The organism is Streptomyces sp. NPDC007872 (assembly GCF_042868165.1).
In the GTDB taxonomy this organism is placed as follows: domain Bacteria; phylum Actinomycetota; class Actinomycetes; order Streptomycetales; family Streptomycetaceae; genus Streptomyces.
Window position 1 is genome coordinate 1 of the sequence record NZ_JBIAEA010000007.1, and the last position, 25,086, is coordinate 25,086.

Here is a 25,086-nt window from a genome sequence, read left to right on the forward strand (position 1 = left end):
ACAATCCCCACCTGAGCAAAACGGGTACGGCCGAGGACGCCGGAGGCATCGGTGAACAGCAGGTCCAGCAGCGGTACTTCGAGGTGGCCGGCGAGCAGGTCGGCGCACTCGTCGAGCGCCGCCCGGAACACGGGCTCGGCCTCGTACAGGCCCCGGCCCATGCCCGCGTACTGCGAGCCCTGGCCGGTGAACATGAAGACCACGGGCGCCGCGTTCCCGCCGCGCCGGCGGGTGACCGCGGAAGTACCCGAGGCAACGTCCCGCAGCGCCACCGCGAGCTCGCCCGCGTCACCTCCCGAGACGACCGTGCCGAAGCGGTGCCCGGCCCGGCCCGTGTTGGCCGTGAACGCGAAGTCGCCCAGTCGGTCGGCGTCGACCTCGGCCAGCCGGTCGGCGTAGGCACCGGCCAGGGTCCGGACGGTGGTCTCGTCGGCCGCGTCCACCCGGACGAGGTACGACTCCTGCGCCACCACCTCCCGCACCGGGGCGGTGGGGGCTTCCTCCAGGATCACGTGCGCGTTGACCCCGCCCATCCCGAACGCACTCACCGCACCACGACGCGGACCGTCCCCCGGACGCGGCCACTCCATGACCCGGTCCGCCAGGAAGAACGGCGTGTCCTCGAAACGGATGTGATCGTTGGGCCGCACCACGTGCAACGACGGCGGAACCACACCCCGCTCCATCGACAACAACACCTTCACCAGACCCGCCAGACCCGCCGCCGGCTCCAGGTGCCCGACATTCCCCTTCAGCGAACCGATCGCACAGAACTGCGAACGGTCCGTCACCGCACGCCACGCACGCGTCAGACCCTCCACCTCGATCGGATCACCCAGACCCGTCCCCGTCCCGTGCGCCTCCACCAGACCGATCGACTCCACCGACACCCCCGCATCCGCAAGCGCCGCCGAGATCACCGACTGCTGCGCCGCACTGCTGGGAACGGTCAACCCACTCGTACGGCCACCGTGGTTCACCGCCGTACCCTTCACGACACCCCGCACCCGGTCACCGTCACGCAACGCCGCCCGCAACGGCTTCAACACCACCGTCACCACACCCTCACCCGGCACGAACCCGTCCGCACCCGAATCGAACGGCCGCAGGGCGTTGGACGGGGAGAACGAGCGGAGGCGGGAGCCGAGCTGGAAGTACTGGGGGGACATGCCCAGGTGCACGCCGGCGACGACGGCCTGCTCGCACTCCCCGGCACGGATGCTCCGCACCGCCGTGTGCAACGCCACCAGCGACGACGAACACAACGTGTCGATCGTCATGCTCGGCCCGTGCAGATCCAGGAAGAAACTCACCCGGTTCGCCAGGATCGCGTTGTGGTTGCCCAGTCCCGCGGGCGTCTGGACGACGTCCCCGACGACGGTGTCGCGGTAGTGCTGGTAGCTGGCGCCGACGAAGACGCCGGTGGCCGGCTGGGCCTTGCCCGCCAGGCCCGCGTCCTCCAGGGCCCGCCAGGCGGACTGGACGAGGTGGCGCTGCTGCGGGTCGATCCACTCGGCCTCGGCGGGCGAGAGCCGGAAGAAGCCGGGGTCGAAGTCGGTCAGGCCCTCGACGAAGCCCGCCCGCCGCAGGTAGACGGTGCCGGGGGCGCCGTCCGTCCCGTAGTAGGCGTCGATGTCCCAGCGGGAGGCCGGGACCTCGGTCAGGCAGTCCTCGCCCTCCACCAGGACCCGCCACAGCTCGTCGGTGTTCCCGGCGTGGGGGAACACCCCGTCGATGCCGATGACGGCGATGTCGTGCGTGTCGGCGTCCGCCGCCACGGGGGCGGCGGGGACGATCGCGGGCGTGGCGGGGACGGCAGCGGCTGCGGGCGCGGCAGGGGCCGCGAGCGGAGCCGCTGCCGGGCCGGGGACCGGAGCTTCGGCCGGGGCCGGGGCGGGCGCGGCGGTCGGCGCCGGGGTCAGGGCCGGAGCCGGTACGTGCACCGGCTCGTCGCCCGGTCCGGCCGGGCCGCCCGACCCGCCCGCGTCGGCACCGGCAGGGAGCCCGCCCGCGTCCGCGGGCGGCGCGGTGACGCCGTACTCGTCCCGCAGTTCCCGCGCGAGGCGGTCGACCGTGCCGACCTCCAGGACGAGCGTCACCGGGATGTCGACGCCGAGGCGGGCCCGGATGTCCTGGGCCAGCGAGACGGCGAGCATCGAGTCGAGTCCCTGCTCCTGGAGCGGGCGGTCGGCCTCCAGTTCGGCGGCGTCCAGTTCCAGGGCGGCGGCCACCCACTCGGTCAGTGCCGCCTCCAGCGCGCGGCCCGGCCGGCCGCCGGGCAGGTGCCCGTTGGCGGCGGGCACGGGGGCCGGCGCCGGGGCGGGAGCGGGGGGCGCGGCCGGGGGCACGGCCGGAACCGGGCGGTGGCCGTGGCCGGTGTCACCGGCCACGGCCGGCCCGGACGGGGCCGCGGAGAGCCGCTTCCAGGTGATGCCCCGCGCCTCCAGCACGGGCTCGTCGCCGTCGAGGACGACCAGGCTGGCGGTCAGCAGGCCGGAGTCCGGCCCGGAGTCCCGGTCGCGCCGGGCGTACACGCGGGCGGTGCCGGGGAGCCTGCCGAGGACGGTGAGCCGCTCGACGGTGAAGGGGACGTACAGGCCCTGCGCGCCGCACGCGGCGAGCGCGATCTGGAAGGCGCCGTCCAGGAGCCGGGCGTCCACGGTCCCGGCGGCGTCACCGCGCAGGACGCCCAGGGCCTCCCCCGGGGCGACCGACAGGGACGCCACGGTGCGGAAGCCGGTGCCGTAGTCCAGCCCGGCGCGGGCGAACGCGGCGTACATCGCGTCGAGTCCGACCTCGGTGAAGCCGTGCGGGGTGGGCGGGACGATCGGCGCGGGCCGCTCGGGCGCGGTCAGCGTGGCGGTGCACACCAGGGCGCCGGAGCCGTCGCGGAAGGCGAGGGCGTCGCCGTCGCGCGCGGCCGTGAGGGTCGCGGGGGCCTCGACGGCCGCCCGGAAGGTGAGGTCGCGCAGGCCGAAGCGGTCCTGCCCGAGGAAGTCGGCGACCTTGGCCGGGTAGCCGGCGCCCGGCAGGGTGGGACGGCCGAGGACGAGGTGCTCCGCCGCCTCCGGGTGGTCCGTCCACCGGCCGCGCGTACGGGCGGCGGGCGCGGGCGCCTCCTGCCGCGCGGGTTCGAGCCACAGGCGCTTCTCGGCGTGCGGCGCGGTCGGGAAGCGCACCCCCGGCCGGCGGCGCGGCCCGGCGGCGAGGTCGGCGCCCGAGACGAACGCCTCCGCCGCGGCGGCGAGTTCGCCGCGGTCCGCGGGCGTGCCGGTGGGCAGGCCGTACGGGCGTGCCGCCGCGGACGCGATCCCCACGTGGAGGGAGCGGACGTCCTCGACGCCGGCCAGGAACAACTGGAGCTTGTCCTGGAGCTGTTCGGCGCTGTCCGCCACGCACGCCAGCCGGTGCGCCCCGGCCGGACGCAGCCGGCTCGCCTCGGCCAGGGCCTCCAGGGAGGGGCAGTAGGCGGAGCGCAGCATGAGCACGAGCCTGCGGGCGAGGGTGCGCAGCGCGTCGTCGGAGCCGGCCGAGAGGACGAGGAGCTGCGGGCCGGAGTCCGTGCCGCCCCGCTCCGTGCCGGGTGCGGCCTCGACCACGACGTGGGCGTTCGCGCCGCCGAAGCCGAAGCTGCTGACTCCGGCGACGCGCGGGCCGGGGCCCCACGGGAGGAGCCGGTCGGCGACGAACAGCGGCGAGCCGTCGAAGTCGAACGACCGGTTCGGCGTCTCGTAGTTCAGGGACGGCGGGATGTGGGCCGCCTGGAGCGCCAGCACCGTCTTGATGAGGCCGGCGATGCCCGCGGCGGGCTCCAGGTGGCCGATGTTGGTCTTCACGGAGCCCACCGCGACCGGCGCGCGGCCGGCGGGCTCGCCGAGGACCGCGTGGAGGGCCTCCAGCTCGATGAGGTCGCCGAGCTGGGTGCCGGTGCCGTGCGCCTCGACGTAGCCGATGTCGGCGGCGGTGCGCCCGGAGCGGGCCAGCGCCCGGCGGAGCACGGCTTCCTGGGCCGGCCTGCTGGGCGCGGTGAGGAAGCCGGCGCTGCCGCCGGTGTGGTTGACGGCGGTGCCGCGGATGACGGAGAGGACCGGGTCCCCGTCGCGTTCGGCGTCGGAGAGCCGCTTGAGGACGAGGGCGCCGGCGCCCTCGCCGCGCACGTAGCCGTCGGCGGCGTCGTCGAAGGCCCGGCAGGCGCCCCGCGGCGAGAGCATGCCGTTGCGGGTGAAGGAGCGGGTCTTGGCCGGGGTGAGCACCAGGTTGGCGGCGGCCACGACGGCGGCGTCGACCTCGCCGGCCCGCAGGTGCATGGCGGCCTCGTGCAGGGCGACGAGGGACGACGAGCAGGCCGTGTCGACGGCGAAGCTCGGGCCGGACCAGTCGAAGACGTGGGACAGGCGGTTGGCGACCATGGAGGGGGCCGTGCCGGTGGCCACGTGCGGGTCGGAGTGGCCGATGCTCCGGGCCACGATCTCCGGGAAGTCGCTGGCGATGGCGCCGACGAAGACGCCGGTGGACGCGCCGAGGGAGGTGTGGTCCCGGCCGCAGCTCTCCATGGCCTCGGCGGTGACGCTGAGCAGGATCCGCTGGAGCGGGTCCATGCGGCGCGCCTCGCGGTCGGTGAGGCCGAAGCGGGCGGCGTCGAAGTGCTCGACGCCGTCGACCCAGCCCATCCGCACGTCGTCGGCGCCCGCCTCGGACCACAGGTGGGCCCAGCCGCGCTTGCCCTCGGGGGCGTCGCCGATGCTGGACACGCCGGCGACGAGGTTCTGCCAGAGCTCGTCCGGGGTGCTCGCGCCGGGGAACCGGCACGCCATGCCGATGACGGCGAGCGCGTCGTCGTCGGCCGGCCGCGCGGCCGCGGATCCGGGGGCGGAGGCGGCGGGCGCGGTCGCCGGGGCGACCGGGGCGGCCGGCGCGACGGGCGTGTCCGGCACGGGAGGCGCGGTCCGGACGGGCCCGGCCGCGGCCCCGACGGCGACGGGAGCCGTCTCGGGGGCCGTCGCCGTCTCCTGGTCGCGCAGGAGTACGACGCCCTCGGCGCCCAGGAGGCGGGCCAGCTTCACCGGGGTTCCCGAGGCGAAGAGGGCGGGGGCGGTGACGGGCGCGCCCAGCTCGTCGCCGAGGCGCGCGGCGGCGACGGTGACGTTCACCGAATCGCCGCCCAGGTCGAAGAAGTTGGCGTGGACGTCGAAGCCGGGGTGGCCCAGCGTGGCCGCGAACACCCGCGCGATGGACCGCGCCAGCGCCTCCTCCGTCATGCCGGGCTCGCCGGACCCGGCCGTCACGCCGGACCCGGCGGGTACGGAGGTGTCACCGGCCGCCGCCGGCACGGGTGCCGGATCCCCGGCCGTCGCGACCGTCGCGGGCCCGGGTGCCGCCGCCCCAGGCGCGGACCCGGGGCTCGTCCCGGACTCGGCGGCGGGCCCGGCGGCGGACTCGGGCTCCTCGCCCGAGCGCAGGATGCTGTCGCGCGTGGGCGGCGGGAGCTCGGCGCGGGCCACCTTGCCGTTGTCGGTGAGCGGCAGGACGTCGAGGTCCACATAGGCGTCCGGCACCATGTAGGCGGGCAGGGCGGCGGCGACCAGGGCGTCGAGCCGCGACTTGCCCGGTACGGCGTCGCCCACCAGGTAGGCGGTGAGCCTCGGTTCGCCGCGGCCCTCGAAGCGCGCCGCGACGACGACGGCGGCCGTGACGCCGTCGATCCTCTCCAGGACCCGCTCGATCTCGGCGGGCTCGATGCGGTGGCCCCGCACCTTGACCTGGGCGTCGGTGCGGCCGAGCCACTCGACCGCGCCGTCCGCGTGCAGGCGGACCTCGTCGCCGGTGCGGTAGAGCCTCGTCCCGGTGGCGGGGTGGTCGACGAAGACCTCCCGGGTCAGGTCGGGCCGTCCTGCGTAGCCGCGGGCCAGCCCGGTGCCGGAGAGGTACAGCTCGCCGGTGCTCCCGGCCGCGCACGGGTTCAGCTCCTCGTCGAGGACGTGGAGCTCCATGTGCGGGAGGGGTTCGCCGAGCGGGAGGAAGGCGCCGACCGACCCGACCCGGTGGGCCGCGGCCCAGATCGTGGCCTCGGTGGGGCCGTACAGGTTCCACAGGGCGCGGGCGGGCTCGTGCAGCCGCTCGGCGGTGGCGGGCGACAGGGCCTCGCCGCCGGAGAGGACGGTCAGCCCGGCGTGCGGGGTCCAGCCGGTCCCCAGCAGCAGGCGCCAGAGGCTCGGCGTGGCCTGGGCCACGGAGACCCCGCTCGCCAGCTCGGCCAGTCGGTACGGGTCGGCCGCGGTCTCGCGGGAGGCGAGGACGACCGTCGCGCCGACGGTGAGCGGCAGGAGGAGTTCCAGCAGGGAGATGTCGAAGGCGACCGTGGTGTGGGCGAGGACGGTGTCGTCCGCGGTGACGCCCAGGCGTCCGCCGATGCCGGTGAGGAAGTCGGCGAGCGCCCCGTGGCCGATCTCGACGCCCTTCGGGTCGCCGGTCGAGCCGCTGGTGAAGAGGGTGTACGCCAGGTCGGCGGCGGTCACGCGCGGGGGCACCGCCTGGGCCGCCCCGTCCGCCCCGGGCACCCGCCGCGCGGGGCCCAGGGACGCGCCCAGGTCGTGGGTGCGGGCGTCGGTGAGGATGAGGTCGCAGTCCGAGACGTCCACGTACCGCCTCAGCCGGTCCACGGGGTAGCCCGGGTCCAGGGGCAGGAAGGAGGCGCCGGCCCGCAGGACGCCGAGCACGGCGGGGAGCAGCGCGGTGTCGCGCTCCAGCAGGACGCCGACCACCGAGCCCCGCTCGACGCCCTCGTCGTGCAGGCGGGCCGCGACGGCGTCCGCCCAGCCGTCGAGACCGGCGTAGTCGAGCGTGCGGTTCCCGGCGCGGACGGCGACGGCTCCGGGCCGCTCGGCGGCCGCGGTGGCGAAGAGGTCCAGCACGGTCGGGCCGCCGGGCCCTCCACCGATCCGTGCGCCGGAGTCGGCGGGCCCGGCGGAGTCAGTGGCCTCGCCGGAATCGGTGGCCTCCCCCGAGTCGGCGGACCGGGCGGACCCGGCGGCCTCCGCCGGCGGCTCGTCGCCCCGGAGCAGCGCCGCCATGGCCAGGTCCTCGACGCGCTCGACGAAGTCCAGCGCCTCGTCCTCGCCCATGGCGGTCTCCCGCACGAAGACCGTGGGCGGGCCGTCGGTCAGGCACAGCAGGGCGATCTCGGTGTGGGGGTCGGCGGACGCCTCCTCGCCGGGAGCGCGCTCCAGCACCATGACGCGGGTGAAGCTCGGCTCGTCGGTGCCGAGCGGCCGGCCGGCCATGCCGAGGCGGACCTCCAGGTCACCGGTGTAGCCGTGGCGGGCGGAGGCCTCGTCGAGCCTCTCGCGCAGGGTGCGGGCGGTCCCGCCGTCGTAGCGGACGGGGAAGCGGGCGGCCGTCAGCCCGTGCGTGCGCTCCGCGAGGTCGCGGGCGCCGGACGGGGACCAGGCGAAGTCGAAGACCTCCTCGCCGACGCGCTCGGCGACGGCCGCGAGGAAGGCACGGAGGACGGCGACGCTCTCGTCGCGCGAGGCCGGGACGTACGCCAGCTCGTAGTGCCCGTAGTGGGCGGTGGCCGCGGAGAAGTCGTCGGCGGCCAGCGGGGCGGGCCGCACGTCCTCCAGGCGGGCGCGCCACCACGGCTCGTGGGGGCGCAGGAGCTCCTGGGCGGCGGAGATGTCGGCCAGCCGCTCCTCCGGGACGGCCGGGAGGGCGGCGCCGGGGGCGATGCCGAGCCGCTGGGCGGCGGCCTGGCCGCTGAGCGTGCTGCCGTCGACGGCCCGCCAGTCGCTGAGGACGAGGTCGGCGTCGGGAGCGGCCAGGGTGATGGCCGTGGTGGTGACGGACAGCACGGTGGTCTCGGTGCGGGTCTCGTCGCGCGGGATCAGCCGGGCCTGCAGGGTGTGGACGGCGCCCCGTTCGGTGACGAGGGCGGGCAGGCCGAGCGGGTTGGGGAAGGAGCCGTGGTCGAGGGCCCTGACGAGCCGTACGGCCTCGGCGGCGGTGGTGCCGGCGTGGATGACGCCGCCGCCCGCCATGCGCGCGGACCGGCGGTAGAAGCGGCGTTCGCGGCCGCTCGTGTCGAGGACCTCGGGGAGGGTGCGCCGGACGACGTGCGGGACGAGGTCGGCGAACAGCTCGATGCCCGCCTCGGCCGCCTCGTAGGTGAGGGAGAGGGCGGTGGCGTGGTCGCGGACCGGGAACCAGCGCTCCAGGAGCACGCCGCCGGCGTCGACGGCCTCGGTCATCAGGTGCCAGGTGGCCGCGTGGCGCGGGGCGCCCTCGTACAGGGCCCAGGCGGGGACGTGACTGCCGGAGTAGCGCGGCAGCGGGCCGTCGTGGAAGTTGATGGCGGCGGTCTTCGGCAGGCCGAGTACGGCTCCGGGCAGGATGCGGAAGTTGACCATGCTGAACAGGTAGTCGAACGGCCGCTCCGACAGGAGCGCCACGAGGTCGCCGGCCGGGTCGTGCACGGGGATCCCGTGGGCGCCGGCCCAGGCGACGACGGCGGGGTCGTCGCTGAGGACGCCCTCGATCGTCACGCCGGCGTCGAGCAGTCGGGTGCCGCACTGCGTGAGGACGCGGGTGCCGCCGATCAGGTAGCAGTTGGGCTTCATGCTCACCGCTCCGCCTTTCCGGGGCCGGCGGCCTCGCCGCCGTCCTCGGGCGCCCCGGCGGTCTCGCGCGCGACCCAGGCGTCGATCTGGGCGACGACCTCCTCGTCGTAGGAGAGCTGGCCGGGGGTCCACAGCGGGTTGGAGAGGCCGCGGTGGGTCCGCTCGCACATCTCCCAGTCCTCGTAGTTGGCCTTGTCCCACAGTGCGAAGACGTCCTCGTGCGAGAAGTCGCTCTTGGTGGTCTCGGTGGGGTGGAACAGCCAGAAGTGGCGGACGAAGCAGGTGCCGGGGCTCTCCGGCCAGACCCACTGCATCATCACGTAGTCGGCCGTGAACCCGAAGAGCAGGTTGGGCAGGATGGTGATCCAGTTGATCTTCCGGAGGTCGCCCTCGGGGACGTTCGGCATCGGTGTGCGGGGGCTGCGCCCCGACAGGGAGACGGAGTTGTAGCCGGTGCGGATCGACTGCCAGGCGCCGACGATGTCGCCCCTGAGGTCGTAGGTGCCCGCGTCGTCGAAGTCGGTGATGCGGTGCAGGTCCTTGTGGGCGGTGGGGAAGTGGAGGCTCTCGTTGACGTTGTGCGCGACGAGCTTCCAGTTCGAGGCGACCGGGTAGTCCTTGGCCTCGACGCACTCCAGGTCGGCGAGGTCGTAGACCTTGGCGAACTCCCCGAACTCGCCCAGCGACTCGTCGAGGTCCGGGGCGTCGTCGGACAGCGCCACGAAGACCACGCCGAAGCGGACCTCGGTCCGCACGGGCAGCAGGCCGTTCTTCTCCTTGTCGAAGAAGTGGTCCAGGTACGTGCCGTTGAGGCTCTTGAGCTTGCCGTTCCGGTCGTAGACCCAGCAGTGGTAGAGGCAGACGAGGCTCTGGCGCTTCCCGGTGGCCTCTTCGACGAGCTTGTAGCCGCGGTGCCGGCAGTAGTTGTGGTAGCCCTGGATCCCGTTGTCGCCGTGGATCAGCAGGATGGATCCGGAGCCGATGTTGAGGGTGCTGTAGGCGCCCTTCTCCTTCAGGCGGGAGACGTGGTCGACCGGGAGCCAGCGCCGGCCGTAGATGCGGGACATCTCCCGGCGGAACTGCTCCTCGCCCGTGTAGAACCCGTGCGACCTGCCGATGCCGCCGGTCTCGAAGTAGGGCCTGTCCTCATTCTGGTCACTGATGAGATCGAACATGCTGGACGCACGCGTCATCTGCTGGTCTCCCTCGAACGAAGCGCATGGAATGCCGTGTCGGCGGCGCGGCGGTCCGGGGCGCGCGGACGGGCCGCACCGGGCCCCGGCGCGTCGGGACGGCGGGGTGACGGGGTGCTCTGGGGGGAGGGGTGTGCGGATCCGGGCGGGCCCGGCGCACCGGTGTCCGGGAGCGGACCGGGCCGGACACCGGTGTCCCCCGTGGGGGCGGGGGCCGGCGTCCGGGACGGTCGTCCCGGCACGGGAACGCGGAGAGGGCGGCGTGGGAGGAGGCCGCGGCGCACACGGGTGGTGCGGGGCACCGGTGCGAGCGCCCGGGGCGGGCCGGGCGCACGGTGTCCGACGGAGGGGTACGGCTCCGGGGCCGGGAGGTCCCCGGAGGAGGGGCGGCGGGGGCCGCGGGCGGCGCGGTCAGGCGGCGGGGTCGTAGATCCGCTCGTCCTGCGGCACGCCGGCGTCGTCGTAGAGCCGCTCCAGGGCGTCCGGCGCGTAGATCTCGTAGTCGGGGACGACGCCGCCGATCAGACCGAGCATCTTGTTCGTCCACTCCTGGGACTTGCTCATCGCGCTCATCGTCGCCTTGAAGAACGGCGGCAGTTCGGTGAGTTCGCCCAGCGTCGTCGTGAAGTCGTAGACGCCGGCGCTCTCCTCGTCGCGGAGCTTGTTGTACTCGGCCAGCGCCTCCTCCATGGGGCGCTCGCCCGCGAGGCCCTGGTGGATGCGCTCCGCGAGCAGCTCGCCGTGCAGGAACGAGTCCGTGATGCCCCAGCCGGTGTAGGGGTCCTTGTGGTAGCCGGCGTCACCGACCAGCGCCCAGCCGGGGCCGTACGCGCGGCGGTAGTAGTTGTCCGGGTAGCGCATGGGGCGGAAGTCCTCCGCGCGCCGGGCCGTGTCGCGGAACTGCTCGCCCATCTCCGGGGAGACGTCGTCGATGACGGCCCGGAAGTTGGCCTCGACGTCCTGGCGGAACTCCTTGAGGTACCGCTTGGTGCAGATGGTGGCCACCATGGTGAGGCCGTCGTTGGTCGGCCAGGTGCCGAACCACTTCTCGTTCATGCCGTTCTTGTGGTGCAGGCCCCACGACTCGAGACCGGTGTAGTACGAGTAGTAGACGAAGCCGGGGGCGGGACGCACGTTGTACAGCTCCGCGCCCACCTTCTTGGCGACCGTGGAGTGGAAGCCGTCGGCGCCGACGACGATCGTGGCGCGGAACTCGCGCTCCGGGCCGTCCCCTTCGCGTCCGCGGATGCCCGTGACGCGGCCGTCGGAGACCACCACGTCGGTGACGGTGAAGCCCTCCAGGACCTCGGCGCCGGCCCGGCGGGCGGCGTTGACGAGTATCTCGTCCAGCACGGTGCGGCGCGGGCAGTAGACGGCGTCGACGCCGTCGACGGGGTCCGCGAAGCCGTTGAGTTCGATGCCCCGGTACGCGTAGTGCATCGTGCGGAGCGCGGGCGTCCCGGCCGCGATGATCTCGTCGAGCAGGCCCCACTCCTTGAGGCGCAGCAGGCCCGCCTGGTGGATGTAGTGGGTCGACACCGAGTCGCTCGGGAAAGAGGCCCTGTCCACCACGAGAACGCGGTGTCCCTGACGGGCGAGGTGCATGGCCAGAGGCGCTCCGGCGCAACGGCCGCCAACAATAACGACATCGTACATACGGAGATCCCCCGCTTGGTCGGTTTCAGGACCTGAAGGTCAGTCAGTCCTGCGGTACGAGCGTGGTACGGAGGCTAAGGAAGAGGGCTGATCCAGGTCAAGTATCGGTAATGATCTAGTAATGCGTGGTGGTGGATATTCCGCCACCTGAAGAACTCATTCCGCCGCATCGTCAGCCGTTATGCCCGATATGCCATGCAGATGCAAGCGATAATGTGATGCACGACACACCCCAAGAGGGGGTAAAGAACAAGCCTTTCCAGGCAACGGATCAGGAAAGTCAAAAGAAGTGATTCCGCTTTCGGAGGACCGGGATTGCGCCACCCGAAAGGAGCCGTCCACCGATCGGTCACCCGGGGCGCGACAAGCCCGGCGGGTGATTCGGCGGCCCGGAGAAGGAGACGTCCGCCGACACGCGGGAAACGGCACCGCGAACGGCGGCGGCACGCGCCGGGACGATCGGACCACTATGCCTGACGCCCCGTCAGCGCGGTAGACCCCGGACGCGGGCCTATGCCCGGCGCCGGTCCGCCGGAGTCCGTTCCGGTTCGGCCCCGCCCCCTCCCTCGGTGTCCAGGTGCGGCAGGATCCGGTCCAGCCAGTGCGGTGTCCACCAGGCGTGCCGGCCGAGGAGGGTCATCACGGCGGGGACGAGCAGCAGGCGGACCACGGTGGCGTCGATGAGGACGCTGGCGGCGAGGCCGAGGCCGAGCATCTTGACGACGATGTCGTCGGAGACGACGAAGGCCGCGAAGACGCTGACCATGATGAGCGCGGCGCAGGTGATGACCCGGGCGGTGATCTCCAGGGCGTGGGCGACCGCCGCCTTGGGGTCGCCGGTGCGCAGCCATGCCTCGCGGACGCGGGAGAGCAGGAAGATCTCGTAGTCCATGCTCAGGCCGAAGACGATGGCGAACATCATCATCGGGACGTAGCTCTCGATGGGGACCTTGCCGGAGACGCCGAGGGCGGGTCCGCCCCAGCCCCACTGGAAGACGGCGACGACGACGCCGTACGAGGCGGCGATGGAGAGGACGTTGAGGACGGCGGCCTTGAGGGCGACCAGGAGGCCCCTGAAGACGATCAGGATGACGAGGAAGGCGAGGGCGACCACCACGGCGATGATGAGCGGCAGGCGGCTGGAGACGAGGTCGAGGAAGTCGACCTGGGCGGCCGTGGTGCCGGTGACGTAGGTCCGCGCGTCGGTGCCGGCGACCGCCTGCGGCAGGACGTCGTCGACGAGGCGGTCGGTCAGCTCGGTGGTCCGCTCGTCCTGCGGGGAGGCGACCGAGTAGGCGGTGCCGACGAGGACCTGTCCGTCGGAGGTGGGCTGGAGGGGGGTGACGGAGGCGGCGTCCGGGACGTCGGCGAGGGACTGCTGGAGCTTGGTGGCGAGGGCCGCCCGGTCGTCGGCGGGGACGGCCGACTGGTCGACGACGAGGGTGAGGGGGCCGTTGGCGCCGGGGCCGAAGGCCGTGGAGACGAGGTCGTAGGCCCGCCGGTCGGTGAAGGACTCGGGGTCGGCGCCGTCGCCGATGTGGCCGAGCTGGATGAAGAGCAGCGGGAAGGCCAGGACGAGCAGGAGCAGGACGCCGCCGGTCAGGAACCACCAGGGCCGCTTCTCCACCCGTTGGGCGTAGCGGTGCCAGGTTCCGTGGGCGGGCGCGCCGGGTTCGGCGTCGGTCTCCGCGACGGGCCCGCGGAGGTGGTAGCGGTCGATGCGGCGGCCGACGAGTCCGAGCAGGGCGGGGACGAGGGTGAGCGCGGAGAGCACGGCGGTGACGACCGTGAAGGCGGCGGCGAGGCCGAGTTTGCCGATGAAGGTGACGCCGGAGACCCACAGGCCGGACAGGGCGATGACGACGGTGCAGCCGGAGACCAGGACGGCGCGGCCGCTGGTGGTGGTCGCGAGGCCCGCCGCGTCGGCGGGATCGTGGCCGTCCATGAGGTTCTGCCGGTGCCGGGTGATGAGGAAGAGGGCGTAGTCGATGCCGACGCCCAGGCCGATCATCGTGGCGAGGGTGGGCGAGACGGTGCCGAAGGTGAAGGCGGCGGCCACGAGACCGAGGAGGGCGAGGCCGCAGACCGCCCCGAGGAGCGCCGTGACGAGGGGCAGGACGGCGGCGATCAGGCTGCCGAAGCCGATGACGAGGACCACGATCGCGACGGCGAAGCCGATGGCCTCGCTGGTGCGGTCGTCGGCCTCGGGGCGGGCCAGTTCGCCGAGGGTGCCGCCGTACTCGACGGTGACGCCGGCGTCGCGGAGCGGCTGGACGGCCGTGTCGACGCCGTTCAGGTAGTCGGTGCCGAGCGTGGAGGGCTGCACGCCGAAGCGGACGGTGATGTAGGCGGTCTTGCCGTCGGTGGAGAGCGGCCCGGTGTCGGGGGTTCCGGCGGGGGTGGCGGGCGGGGTGGTGCCCGGCGGCGGCAGCGGGTTCTGGGCGCTGAGGACGTCGGGCAGCTTCTCCAGGGCGGTGACGGTGGAGTTGACGGCGGACGCCTCGTCGGCGAGGGGGCCGGAGGGCCGGTTCAGGACGATCTGGGCGCCGTAGCCGCCGGCCGCGGGGTCGTGCGTCTTGAGGACGTCGAGGCCCTGGGCGGACTGCACTCCGGGGAGGTCGAAGTCGTCGGAGTACTGGCCGCCGACGGCCCGGTCGAGGAGTTGGAGGCCCACCACGGCCGCCAGCCACAGGACGATGACGACGACGAAGTGGCGGGCGCACCAGTGTCCCGTGCGGTACAGCGCGCCCCTCTGCGGTGACGGCCGTCCCTCGGCCGGGCTTCCTGCGTTCATGGCGTGGCCGTGTCCCGGTAGGGGGTCCCCGAGCGGTTTCGGCGCCGACGACGTACGGGCCGACCCGTCCATTCTTCGTCCGCGGCCGCGCTTCGGCATCTCGGCGGGGCGCGGGGCCCGGGGAGGGGCCGTTCAGGTCAGCAGGCGGTTGGTGTGGGAGGAGCGGCGGGCGGCGGCGAGGAGGGCGTGGATGCGGGGGCCCGCCTCGTCGATGTCGGTGACGGGGGTGGGGAAGGGCAGCCGGGCGTCCTGGTGGCCGGTGGGGTGTTCGAGGCGCAGGGTGATGCCGTAGCGGTCCAGGGCGACGGGGAGTGCGCGGACCATGTCCCGGTCGGGGCGTGGCCGGACGAGGCGGAGCAGCAGGGGGACGAGTTCGGCGTGGTCGTCGACCAGATGGGTGAGCATGGCCGCCTCGCAGGTGGCCATCGGGTCGGGCTCGGTCGCCTGGAGTTCGTCGAGCGCGACGAAGGTGCGGCCGTCGGCGTCCTCCAGGAGGGCCTGGCCGAACTCCATGCAGGTGCTCCGGCTGGCGTCGGACTCGTAGGGGGCGTCGAGGAGTCCGGTGAGGGTGACGCGGGCGCGGAGGCGGTCGCGGACCGGGGTGGGGGCGATGTCGGTGAGTTCGAGGCGCACGGGGAGGCGGGCGGTCCTCCCGGTGGGGCAGTCCTCGGAGGGGTCGTGCAGGTGGATGTGGCCCATCGGTCCCGTGCCGTCGAGACGGTGCACCTCCTGCTCGCCGCCGTCGGTGACGACGGTCATGGAGTGGGCCGCGGTCAGGATCGAGCGCACGCGTTCGGCGGGGGTGGGACGGGCGGCGCGGGTGCTGGAGGGGCGCATGCGAGTTCTCCCGGAGCAGGGGGCGGAAAGACCGGAGACCAAACTTAGGCAAGCCTAACCTAACCCGCAAGGGGTGAAGAGAAGAAGGTCACAGTCGTGCGCTCTCCTGCTCGCTTGTCGATCTCCCCTAGCATCCGAGCATGACGGTCCTGCCTGACGACGGGCTTTCCCTGGCGTCCGAATTCCCAGACGCGCCACATGAGCAGTGGCAAAACCTCGTGGCGGGCGTCCTGCGCAAATCGGGCAAGGAGGTCTCCGGCGCCGAAGCCGAGGACGCCCTGTCCACCCTGCTGGAGGACGGCCTCGACACGCGCCCGCTGTACACCGCGCGCGATGCCGCGCCCGACCCCGGCCTGCCCGGCTTCGCGCCCTTCGTGCGCGGCGGCCGGGCCGAGGGCAACACCACCGGCGGCTGGGACGTGCGCCAGCGCCACCTGACCGCCGACAACGGCGCGGTCCTCTCCGACCTGGAGAACGGCGTCACCTCCCTCTGGCTGGGCGTCGGCGGCACGGGCATCCCGGTCGACGCCCTGGACCGGACCCTCGACGGCGTCTACCTCGACCTCGCGCCCGTCGTCCTCGACGCGGGCGACGAGACCGCGGCCGCCGCCGAGCGCCTCCTGCGCCTGTACGAGGAGCGGGGCGTCGCCCCGGACGCGGCCCGGGGCAACCTGGGCGCGGACCCGCTGGGCCACGAGGCCCGCACGGGCCGGCAGGCGTACGACCTCGCGTCCGTCGCCGGTCTCGCGCGCCGCTGCGCCGACGGGTACCCGGGCCTGCGGGCCCTGACCGTGGACGCCCTGCCGTACCACGAGGCGGGCGGCTCGGCCGCGCAGGAGCTGGGCTGCTCCCTCGCGACCGGCGTGGCCTACCTGCGCGGACTCACCGGGGCGGGCCTGAGCGTCACGGAGGCCCTCGGGCAGGTCGGGTTCCGTTACGCGGCCACCGCCGACCAGTTCCTGACGATCGCCAAGCTCCGCGCGGCGCGCCGGCTCTGGGCCCGGGTGGCCGAGGCCTCCGGCGCCCCGGAGGCGGGCGCGCAGCGCCAGCACGCGGTGACCTCGCCGGTGATGATGACCCGCCGCGACCCGTGGGTGAACATGCTGCGCACCACGATCGCCACGCTCGCCGCCGGGGTCGGCGGCGCGGAGAGCGTCACCGTGCTGCCCTTCGACGACGCGCTCGGCCTGCCGGACGCCTTCGCCCGCCGCATCGCCCGCAACACCTCCACCGTCCTCATCGAGGAGTCCCACCTCGCCCGGGTCGTCGACCCGGCCGGCGGCTCCTGGTACGTGGAGCGGCTCACCGACGAACTGGCGCACGCCGCCTGGGAGTTCTTCCGCACGATCGAGCGGGAGGGCGGCCAGGAGGCCGCCCTGCGCTCCGGCTTCACCGGCGAGCGCCTGGCCGCGACCTGGGCCGCCCGGAGCAAGAAGCTCGCCACCCGCCGCGAACCGATCACCGGCGTCAGCGAGTTCCCGCACCTCGCGGAGAAGCCCGTCGAGCGCGCCCCCGCGCCCGAGCCGCCCTCCGGCGGTCTGCCCCGCGTCCGGCGCGACGAGGCGTACGAGGCGCTGCGCGCCCGGTCCGACGCCCACCTCGCCGCGACCGGCGCCCGGCCCCGGGTCTACCTGGCCGCGCTCGGCCCGGCGGCCGCGCACTCGGCCCGGCTGACGTTCGCCGCCAACCTCTTCCAGGCGGGCGGCATCGAGCCGGTCACCGAGGGCACGTTCGAGGAGAGCGGCGCCCGCGAGGCCTGCCTCTGCTCCAGCGACGCGCTGTACGAGGAGCGGGCGGAGGAGACCGCGGCCGGGCTGCGCGCGGCGGGGGCGGAGCACGTCCTCCTCGCCGGCCGCCCCGCGCGGTACTCCGGTGTCGACACCTACCTCTTCGCGGGCTGTGACGCCGTCGCCCTGCTCTCCACCGCCCTCGACCGCATGGGAGTGTCCCGATGACCGTCCCCGACTTCTCCGGGATCGAACTCGGGCCGCCCGCCGCCGCCGGCGGCCCCGACGAGTGGCGCACGGCCGTCAAGAAGGCGGCCGGCGGCGACGACCTGCTCTGGGAGACCCCGGAGGGCATCGGCGTCAAGCCGCTCTACACCGGGCAGGACCTGGAGGGCCTCGACTTCCTGGACACCCGTCCGGGCATGGCGCCGTACCTGCGCGGCCCGTACCCGACGATGTACGTCAACCAGCCCTGGACGATCCGCCAGTACGCGGGCTTCTCCACCGCCGAGGAGTCCAACGCCTTCTACCGGCGCAACCTGGCGGCCGGACAGAAGGGCCTGTCGGTCGCCTTCGACCTGCCGACCCACCGCGGCTACGACAGCGACCACCCGCGCGTCACCGGCGACGTCGGCATGGCGGGCGTCGCCATCGACTCGATCTACGACATGCGCCAGTTGTTCGACGGCATCCCGCTGGACCGCATGACGGTGTCGATGACGATGAACGGCGCCGTCCTGCCGGTCCTCGCGCTCTACATCGTGGCCGCCGAGGAGCAGGGCGTACCGCCCGAGAAGCTGGCCGGGACCATCCAGAACGACATCCTCAAGGAGTTCATGGTCCGCAACACGTACATCTACCCGCCCGGGCCTTCGATGCGGATCATCTCCGACATCTTCGCCTACACCTCGCAGCGGATGCCGCGCTACAACTCGATCTCCATCTCGGGCTACCACATCCAGGAGGCGGGCGCGACGGCCGACCTGGAGCTGGCGTACACGCTCGCGGACGGCGTCGAGTACATCCGCGCGGGCCGCGAGGCCGGGCTCGACGTGGACGCGTTCGCCCCGCGCCTGTCGTTCTTCTGGGCGATCGGCATGAACTTCTTCATGGAGGTCGCCAAGCTGCGCGCGGCCCGCCTCCTGTGGGCCAAGCTGGTGAGGCAGTTCGACCCGAAGAACACCAAGTCCCTCTCCCTGCGCACGCATTCGCAGACCTCCGGCTGGTCGCTGACCGCCCAGGACGTCTTCAACAACGTCACCCGCACCTGCGTGGAGGCGATGGCGGCGACCCAGGGCCACACCCAGTCGCTGCACACCAACGCGCTCGACGAGGCGCTCGCCCTGCCGACCGACTTCTCGGCGCGCATCGCCCGCAACACCCAGCTCCTCCTCCAGCAGGAGTCGGGCACCTGCCGGACCATCGACCCGTGGGGCGGCAGCGCGTACGTCGAGCGGCTGACCTACGACCTCGCGCGCCGCGCCTGGCAGCACATCCAGGAGGTCGAGGGGGCCGGCGGCATGGCGAAGGCCATCGACGCGGGCATCCCCAAGCTGCGCGTGGAGGAGGCCGCGGCCCGCACCCAGGCCCGGATCGACTCCGGCCGGCAGCCGGTGATCGGCGTCAACAAGTACCGGGTGGAGACCGACGAGCAGATCGACGTGCTCAAGGTCGACAACTCCTCCGTGCGCGCCCAGCAGATCGCCAAGCTGCGCCGGCTGCGCGAGGAGCGGGACGAGACCGCCTGCCGGGACGCGCTCGACGCGCTCACCCGTGCGGCGGGCGGTGGGGGGAACCTCCTCGAACTGGCCGTGAACGCGGCCCGCGCGAAGGCCACCGTCGGCGAGATCTCGGACGCCCTGGAGAAGGTGTACGGGCGCCACGCGGGCCAGATCCGTACCATTTCCGGTGTGTACCGCAACGAAGCCGGCGAGTCCCCCTCCGTGGAGCGCACCCGGACCCTGGTCGACGCCTTCGGCGAGGCCGAGGGACGGCGTCCGCGCATCCTGGTCGCCAAGATGGGCCAGGACGGCCACGACCGCGGCCAGAAGGTGATCGCCACGGCCTTCGCCGACCTGGGCTTCGACGTGGACGTCGGCCCGCTGTTCCAGACCCCGGCCGAGGTCGCCCGCCAGGCCGTCGAGGCGGACGTGCACATCGTCGGGGTCTCCTCGCTGGCCGCGGGTCACCTGACCCTCGTGCCGGCGCTCCGGGAGGAGCTGGCGGCGGAGGGCCGCGAGGACATCATGATCGTGGTCGGCGGGGTGATTCCCCCGCAGGACGTGGCGACGCTCCTGGAGATGGGCGCGGCGGCGGTCTTCCCGCCCGGCACCGTCATCCCGGACGCGGCCCACGACCTGGTGACGCGCCTCGCCGCCGGACTCGGGCACGACCTGTGATCGGACTCGACACGTACGTGAAGGGGGTGCTCGACGGGAAGCGCGCGCTGATCGCCCGGGCGATCACCCTCGTCGAGTCCACCCGGCCCCAGCACCGGGCCCTCGCCCAGGAGCTGCTCACCGAGCTGCTGCCGCACAGCGGCCGGGCGGTGCGGATCGGGATCAGCGGGGTGCCCGGGGTCGGCAAGTCGACCTTCATCGACGCGTTCGGGACGATGCTGACCGGGCTCGGCCACCGGGTGGCGGTCCTCGCCGTCGACCCGTCGTCGAGCCGTACGGGCGGCTCCATCCTCGGCGACAAGACGCGGATGGAGCGGCTCGCCGTCGACCCGGCGGCCTTCGTCCGCCCCTCCCCCACCGCCGGCACGCTCGGCGGGGTCGCGAAGGCGACCCGGGAGTCGATCGTCGTCATGGAGGCGGCGGGGTACGACGTGGTCCTGGTGGAGACGGTGGGCGTCGGGCAGTCGGAGACGGCCGTCGCCAACATGGTCGACTCCTTCCTGCTGCTCACCCTGGCCCGCACCGGCGACCAGCTCCAGGGCATCAAGAAGGGCGTCCTGGAGCTGGCCGACGTGGTCGCCGTCAACAAGGCGGACGGCCCGCACGAGCGCGACGCGCGGGCCGCCGCGCGCGAACTGGCGGGCGCCCTGCGGCTGATGCACGGCGCCGACGCGTTCTGGACGCCGCCGGTGCTCAGTTGCAGCGCCCGGGAGTCCTCGGGCCTCGACGACGTGTGGGGACGCCTGGAGCAGCACCGCACCCTGCTCGACTCGACCGGCCGCCTCGCCGCCAAGCGGCAGGACCAGCAGGTCGACTGGACCTGGACCATGGTCCGCGAGGAGCTCCTCGACCGGCTGCGCACGAACCCGGCGGTCCAGGAGCTCGCACCGCTCCTGGAGCGACAGGTCAGGGACGGCGAGCTGACGGCGACACTGGCCGCCGAACGCGTCCTGAAGGCGTTCGGGGACTCCGACTAGGGCCTGTCCGGCGGGAACGACCGACGCCGGGGGTGACGGGACCGTAGGAGGTCGGTCCGGTCGCCCCCGGCGCGTTCCGGTGGCGCGACCCCGGTCAGACCCGGTCGGCCGCGATCAGGACGTACTGGAAGGAGCCGTCCTTGTACGACTCGATGAACGCCTCCTCGATGCCGGTGACCAGCGACGACGTGGCCCGCAGCTCCCAGTAGGGCAGGGTCGCCGGGGTCAGGTCGACGACGGCCTGCGGGACGAGCCGGTTGTCGGCCATCGCCCGCAGGTACTCCCGGCGGGAGTGGATGTTGCACTCGAAGTGCGCGTTGATCTGCGAGACCCACTTCGACGGCTGGCCGTACTTCGGGTTCCAGCAGCCGGTGATGGTGACGTACCGGCCGCCGACCTTCAGGAACCGGGCGTGCTCGGCGAAGAGGTCGTCCAGGTCGACGTACATGCTCGACTCGTTGTTCCAGGAGGCGGCGACGCCGCCCTTCTCGAACGGGGTGTCGAGCATGTTGCAGACGCGGGCGCGGACGTGGTCCTCGATGCCCAGCTCCTTCGCGCGCCGGTTGCCGAACTCGGCCTGCGCGGAGGAGAGGGTGACGCCCTCGACCGTGCAGCCGAAGCGCTGGTGGGCCATGACGCTCGAACCGCCCCGGCCGCAGCCGGCGTCGACGAGGGTGTCCTCGCGGCCGATGTCCCCGAGGTGGTCGAGGAGGACGTCGGTCTGCGCCGACTCCAGGCGGTGCAGCTCGGCGACGAGCCTCTTCTCGTACGCGCTGTCCTCCGGGTCCCCGAGGGCGGCGCGGTCGACGTCGCCGACGCCGTAGTGGTGGTGGTAGAGCCCGTCGACGTCGCCGAGGCGCAGGTTCACGGGCCGGGCCTCGGCGTTCCAGTAGCGCGCGATGTCGCCCTGGTAGGGGGTCGCGGGGCCGGGGACGAACGCGGCGGTGGTGGTCGTGTCGGTGCTGGTCACTGAGGTTTCCGTTTCTTACCAGAAGTCGGGCAGGCTGTAGCGGTAGGTGTTGGTCCGGTGCCAGTGGTGGTTGCCGTCGACCCACACGGCCACGCCCCGCAGGAAGCGCAGCACGCTCGGGACGGGGCAGGCGGCGGCCAGGGCGGCGGCCTCGGCCTCGAAGTCGCGCATGAGGTCGTTGTGGACCTCGACCGCCTTCAGGTAGGCGTCCTTCTCGGAGAGCGACTCGCGTTCGGCGAGCACCACGGGCAGGTTCAGGTGGCGGCCTGGGCTGTCGAGTTCCTTGGTGTACGAGTACAGGTCGTTGACGATGGTGCTGGCGTTGCCGGCGAGGGCGAGGACCCGCTGCATGGCCGGCTGGGCGTGCAGGTCGGCGGGGAGTTCGTAGCCGCCGACGGTGTCGGTGATGGTGGGGCAGGGGCGGAAGTTGTTGAACTGCCGCATCGCGAGGTACTCCCACACCTCCGGCAGGTGGTCGGTCTCGGCCCAGGCGGCCTCGGCGAGGTAGCCCAGGTGCAGCCGGGCCATGTCGTGCCGGTACCGGTCGGCCTGGGAGGGGGTGGCCTGCCGGACGAAGTACTCCATCGCGGAGCGGTACGCGCGCCGGGGGGCGTCCGCGTGGAGCGAGTCCGCCCACGGCGCTTGGTAGGCCGACGTGGTGTGCAGCGGGTCGAGGGCGGTGTGGGCGAGGAGGAGGCGGCCGCCGAGTCCGACGGGGGAACCGCCGTGGTCCTCGCAGTAGCAGTCGTCGACCGCGTTCTCGGCGACCATGAGGCGGGTGGCGACCATCAGGTGGTCGACGGTCGGGGCGTCGGGGTGGCAGGCGACCATGTAGCGGCCGACCAGGAAGCCGTCGAACTCCCCCTCCCAGTCGTCGGGGAAGAGGTCGACCTCGTCGACCGCCCACTCCTTGATGCGGCGGCTGACCTCCGCCACGCGCGCGGGGTCGGGCTCCGGCACCGGGTGGAAGTAGAGGCCGGGGATCGGGCGGCCTTCCGCCGGGTCCGCCGACGCCGCCGGCTTCTCCGACGAGGGGGGTTCCGCGCGCGGGACCAGGGAGAGGCCCGCCGTGCCCAGGCCGCTGGGACCGCGCAGGATCCGTTCGAGGGCGGGCCGGGGCGGGGCTTCGGGGACGGCGGAGGCGGCGGGGACGGTGGGGACCGCGGAAGTGGCGGGGACGGCGGGGGCAGGGGGCGCGGTGGGCAGGGTGAGCGCGTGGGACGCGGCCGTGGGCAGGGTCGGCCGCAGGGGGGAGGGCCCGGGCTCGGGCATCCGTGACTCCTTGGAGGGGTGGGCGGGCCGCCCGGTTCCGGGCGTGCTCGCCCGGCCCGGGGGCGCCGGGCGGTGCTGAACGGGCGGGTGCGCGGGGCGCCGGGGCCTCAGCGCCTGCGGGCGATCTCCACGTTCTCCAGGACGCCGAGCGCGTTGGGCGCCAGGACGGCGGCGGAGTAGTAGGTGGTGACCAGGTAGGAGATGATCGACTTCTCGTCGATGCCCATGAAGCGGACCGAGAGGCCCGGTTCGTACTCCTCCGCCAGGCCGGTCTGCCACAGGCCGATGACGCCCTGGTCGTCCTCGCCGGTGCGCAGGGCGAGGATCGAGCTGGTGTTCTCCGCGCTGATGGGGATCTTGTCGCAGGGCAGGATCGGGACCCCGCGCCAGGACCGGACGCGGCGGCCGTGGAGGTCGACGTGGCCGGGGTAGACGCCGCGGGCGTTGAGCTCGCGTCCGATCGCCGCGATCGTGCGGGGGTGGGCGAGGAAGAACCGGGTGCCCCGGCGGCGGGTGAGCAGCTCGTCGAGGTCGTCCGGGGTGGGCGGGCCGGAGTGCGGCTGGATCCGCTGCTTGAAGTCGGCGTTGTGGAGGAGGCCGAACTCCCGGTTGTTGATCAGCTCGTGCTCCTGGCGCTCGCGCAGCGCCTCGACGGTCAGCCTGAGCTGTTCCTCGGTCTGGTTCATCGGGCCGTTGTAGAGGTCGGCGACGCGGGTGTGGACCTTGAGGACGGTCTGGGCGACGGAGAGTTCGTACTCGCGCGGCGCGAGCTCGTAGTCGACGAAGGCGCCCGGCAGCGCGACCTCGCCGGTGTGGCCGGACGACATCGGGATCGCGGCCTCGCCGTACTTGTTCTTCGGCAGGTGGGCCCGGGAGCCGAGCTCCCGGACGTGGGCCTGGAGGCCGGGCGCCGAGGCCAGGACGGCGGCGAAGTCGGCGTGGGAGAGGGTGAGCAGGGTGCCGGCGGTCTCGGCGGTGGCGGTGCCGCCCCAGCGTGCGCCGGCGTCGAGGAGGGCGCTCTCGCCGAAGTGGTCGCCGTCGGCGAGGACGGCGACGGTGTCCTCGCCGCCGTACTTGCCCGGACAGGTCCGGCCGATCCGGCCGTGGGCGATCAGGTGGATGCCCTCGGCGGGCTCGCCGTGCCGGACCAGCACCTCGCCGGCCCGGAAGTCGCGCTGGACGCACCGGGCGGCGAGCGCGGTCAGCACCCGCTCGTCGTCGAAGCCCCGCAGGAGGGCCAGTTCGCCGAGTTCGCGCGGGACGACCCGGACCCGGGCGCCGTCCTGGACGAACTCGACGCGCCCGTCGCCGACGGTGTGGCTGAGCCGGCGGTTCACCCGGTAGGCGCCGCCCCTGGCCTCCACCCAGGGGAGCATCCGCAGCAGCCAGCGGGAGGTGATCTCCTGCGTCTGCGGGGCGGACTTGGCCGTGTGGGCGAGCCCGCGGGCGGCCGCGGTGCTCAGACTGGACTGCCTGGGCGGCGCGGGCCGCGCTTCCGGGCGGTCGTCAACGGTCATCGGGCGGGCTCTCTTCCACGAAGGCGGTGATCGGCGCCCGGGCGCGTCCCACCGCCGCAAGGAGAAACGGGGTGCGGGGATCCGGCGGTTCGCCCGGATCCCGGGGAACAGTAACGGCCGACGCACCCGGCCCACCCCATGGGAACGGGGTCTTTACCTCCATGCAGTGATCTTGATCCGAACAGGGTTTACCTGCCCGAACGTAGGTTTTCGAGCCATCCGTTCGCGTGTCGGCCGACGTCCGGGGTCAGCGCCCCGACTGGGCGTCCAGCCACTGGAGGACCTCGGGGGTCACCGGGTCGGTGATGTCGGCGAACTCCTCGTGCTTCTTAAGGAACTTCGCCACGTACGGGCAGACGGGGACGATGCGCAGGCCGGAGGCGCGCACGTCGGCGAGGGCCCGCTCGACGAGGATCGCGGCCAGCCCCTGGCCCGCGTAGGCGTCGTCGACCTCGGTGTGGAAGAAGACCCGCCGGTCGTCGCGGTCGCGGTAGGCCGTCAGACCGGCGCGTTCGCCGTCGACGAGGATCTCGTAGCGGTGCCGGGCGTCCACGCGGCGTACGTCGGGGGCGGGGGTCTGCTGGGTCATGGGGGTGCCTTTCGGATGGCGGAGGGAGGGAGCGGGGGTGCCTGGGCGTCAGCGGTACGTGCCGAGGGCGTCGTTCATGTGGGTGAGGACGCGGAGGGCGGCGCGCAGGTCGTCGGGGTCGAGGAGCGGCAGCACCTCCTCGCGCTCCCGGTCGAACGCCGCGTCGCCGCGCCGCACCAGGCCGGTGCCGGCCGGGGTGAGGCGGACGGCGTTCTCGCGGCGGCTGTGCGGGGCCGGCCGGACCTCCACGAGGCCCGCGGAGACCGCGTGGTCGATCTGGCGGCTGACGGTGCCCTTGGTCAGACCGAGCCGGTCGGCGACCTGCTGCTGGTTGAGCGTCCCGGGGTGGGCGTCGATGACGGAGAGGACCAGGAACTGCGCCAGGGAGATGCCCAACTCCCGCTGGAACAGCGCCTCTCCGTTGCGGTCCATGAGTCCCGCGACCCGGCGGGTGAGGTACCAGAGCGTGGCCAGGTCGTCGGGCAGCGGCGGCTGGTTGTCCATGGGGTCAGGGTAGCCCAGGTGTTTGACAGACAACCG

Annotated in this window: 13 protein-coding genes; 3 read left to right on the plus strand and 10 right to left on the minus strand. The window is 73.6% G+C overall.

Features of this window, described 5'->3' with window-relative positions:
- The 5 genes from ACFYNX_RS23975 to ACFYNX_RS23995 all read right to left on the minus strand — a co-directional run.
- Positions 1 to 8,615 (minus strand): amino acid adenylation domain-containing protein (locus ACFYNX_RS23975; protein ID WP_388664526.1); only part of this gene is annotated, 8,615 nt, incomplete at its 3' end.
- Positions 8,616 to 8,617: 2 nt separating this feature from the next.
- A complete protein-coding gene (locus tag ACFYNX_RS23980; protein WP_388663965.1) occupies positions 8,618 to 9,808 on the minus strand; it encodes an SRPBCC family protein in 1,191 nt (396 codons plus the stop codon).
- A 411-nt stretch (positions 9,809 to 10,219) separates the two neighbouring features.
- Entirely contained in the window at positions 10,220 to 11,464 is a 1,245-nt protein-coding gene (locus ACFYNX_RS23985) for an NAD(P)/FAD-dependent oxidoreductase (RefSeq protein WP_388663967.1), read from the minus strand.
- A gap of 511 nt (positions 11,465 to 11,975) precedes the next feature.
- A complete protein-coding gene (locus ACFYNX_RS23990; RefSeq protein ID WP_388663969.1) occupies positions 11,976 to 14,258 on the minus strand; it encodes an MMPL family transporter in 2,283 nt (760 codons plus the stop codon).
- A gap of 132 nt (positions 14,259 to 14,390) precedes the next feature.
- Complete coding sequence (locus ACFYNX_RS23995) at positions 14,391 to 15,095, minus strand: DUF2470 domain-containing protein (protein ID WP_365540165.1); 705 nt, start codon at positions 15,093 to 15,095, stop codon at positions 14,391 to 14,393.
- Positions 15,096 to 15,235: 140 nt separating this feature from the next.
- On the opposite strand from ACFYNX_RS23995, the gene ACFYNX_RS24000 reads away from it, so the two are divergent.
- Genes ACFYNX_RS24000 through meaB form a run of 3 tightly spaced genes read left to right on the plus strand, consistent with a single transcriptional unit; the run spans position 15,236 to position 20,198 of the window.
- On the plus strand, positions 15,236 to 17,050 hold the full coding sequence (locus ACFYNX_RS24000) for a methylmalonyl-CoA mutase family protein (protein ID WP_388663972.1): 1,815 nt from the start codon (positions 15,236 to 15,238) through the stop codon (positions 17,048 to 17,050).
- Positions 17,047 to 19,221 carry a methylmalonyl-CoA mutase gene (scpA, locus tag ACFYNX_RS24005; protein WP_388663974.1) on the plus strand — a complete coding sequence of 725 codons (2,175 nt, stop codon included), beginning with the start codon at positions 17,047 to 17,049 and terminating at the stop codon, positions 19,219 to 19,221. The genes ACFYNX_RS24000 and scpA overlap by 4 nt, the downstream gene beginning before the upstream one ends.
- Positions 19,218 to 20,198, plus strand: a complete 981-nt coding sequence (gene meaB / locus ACFYNX_RS24010; RefSeq protein ID WP_388663976.1) for a methylmalonyl Co-A mutase-associated GTPase MeaB — start codon at positions 19,218 to 19,220, stop codon at positions 20,196 to 20,198. Before scpA ends, meaB begins: the two co-directional genes overlap by 4 nt.
- Before the next feature lie 94 nt (positions 20,199 to 20,292).
- Here meaB and ACFYNX_RS24015 read toward each other — a convergent pair whose 3' ends face one another.
- From ACFYNX_RS24015 to ACFYNX_RS24035, 5 genes are all read right to left on the minus strand, one after another.
- Positions 20,293 to 21,168, minus strand: coding sequence for a geranyl diphosphate 2-C-methyltransferase (locus tag ACFYNX_RS24015; RefSeq protein ID WP_388663978.1), 876 nt, complete (start codon positions 21,166 to 21,168; stop codon positions 20,293 to 20,295).
- Positions 21,169 to 21,183: 15 nt separating this feature from the next.
- Positions 21,184 to 22,440, minus strand: coding sequence for a family 2 encapsulin nanocompartment cargo protein terpene cyclase (locus tag ACFYNX_RS24020; RefSeq protein WP_388663980.1), 1,257 nt, complete (start codon positions 22,438 to 22,440; stop codon positions 21,184 to 21,186).
- Between the two features lie 107 nt (positions 22,441 to 22,547).
- Positions 22,548 to 23,957, minus strand: coding sequence for a family 2B encapsulin nanocompartment shell protein (locus tag ACFYNX_RS24025; protein ID WP_388663982.1), 1,410 nt, complete (start codon positions 23,955 to 23,957; stop codon positions 22,548 to 22,550).
- 247 nt (positions 23,958 to 24,204) lie between these two features.
- Positions 24,205 to 24,546: a GNAT family N-acetyltransferase gene (locus ACFYNX_RS24030; protein ID WP_388663984.1), complete on the minus strand. Its 342-nt coding sequence runs from the start codon at positions 24,544 to 24,546 to the stop codon at positions 24,205 to 24,207.
- Positions 24,547 to 24,594: 48 nt separating this feature from the next.
- Complete coding sequence (locus tag ACFYNX_RS24035) at positions 24,595 to 25,050, minus strand: MarR family winged helix-turn-helix transcriptional regulator (RefSeq protein ID WP_365540173.1); 456 nt, start codon at positions 25,048 to 25,050, stop codon at positions 24,595 to 24,597.
- Between the last annotated feature and the right edge of the window lie 36 nt (positions 25,051 to 25,086).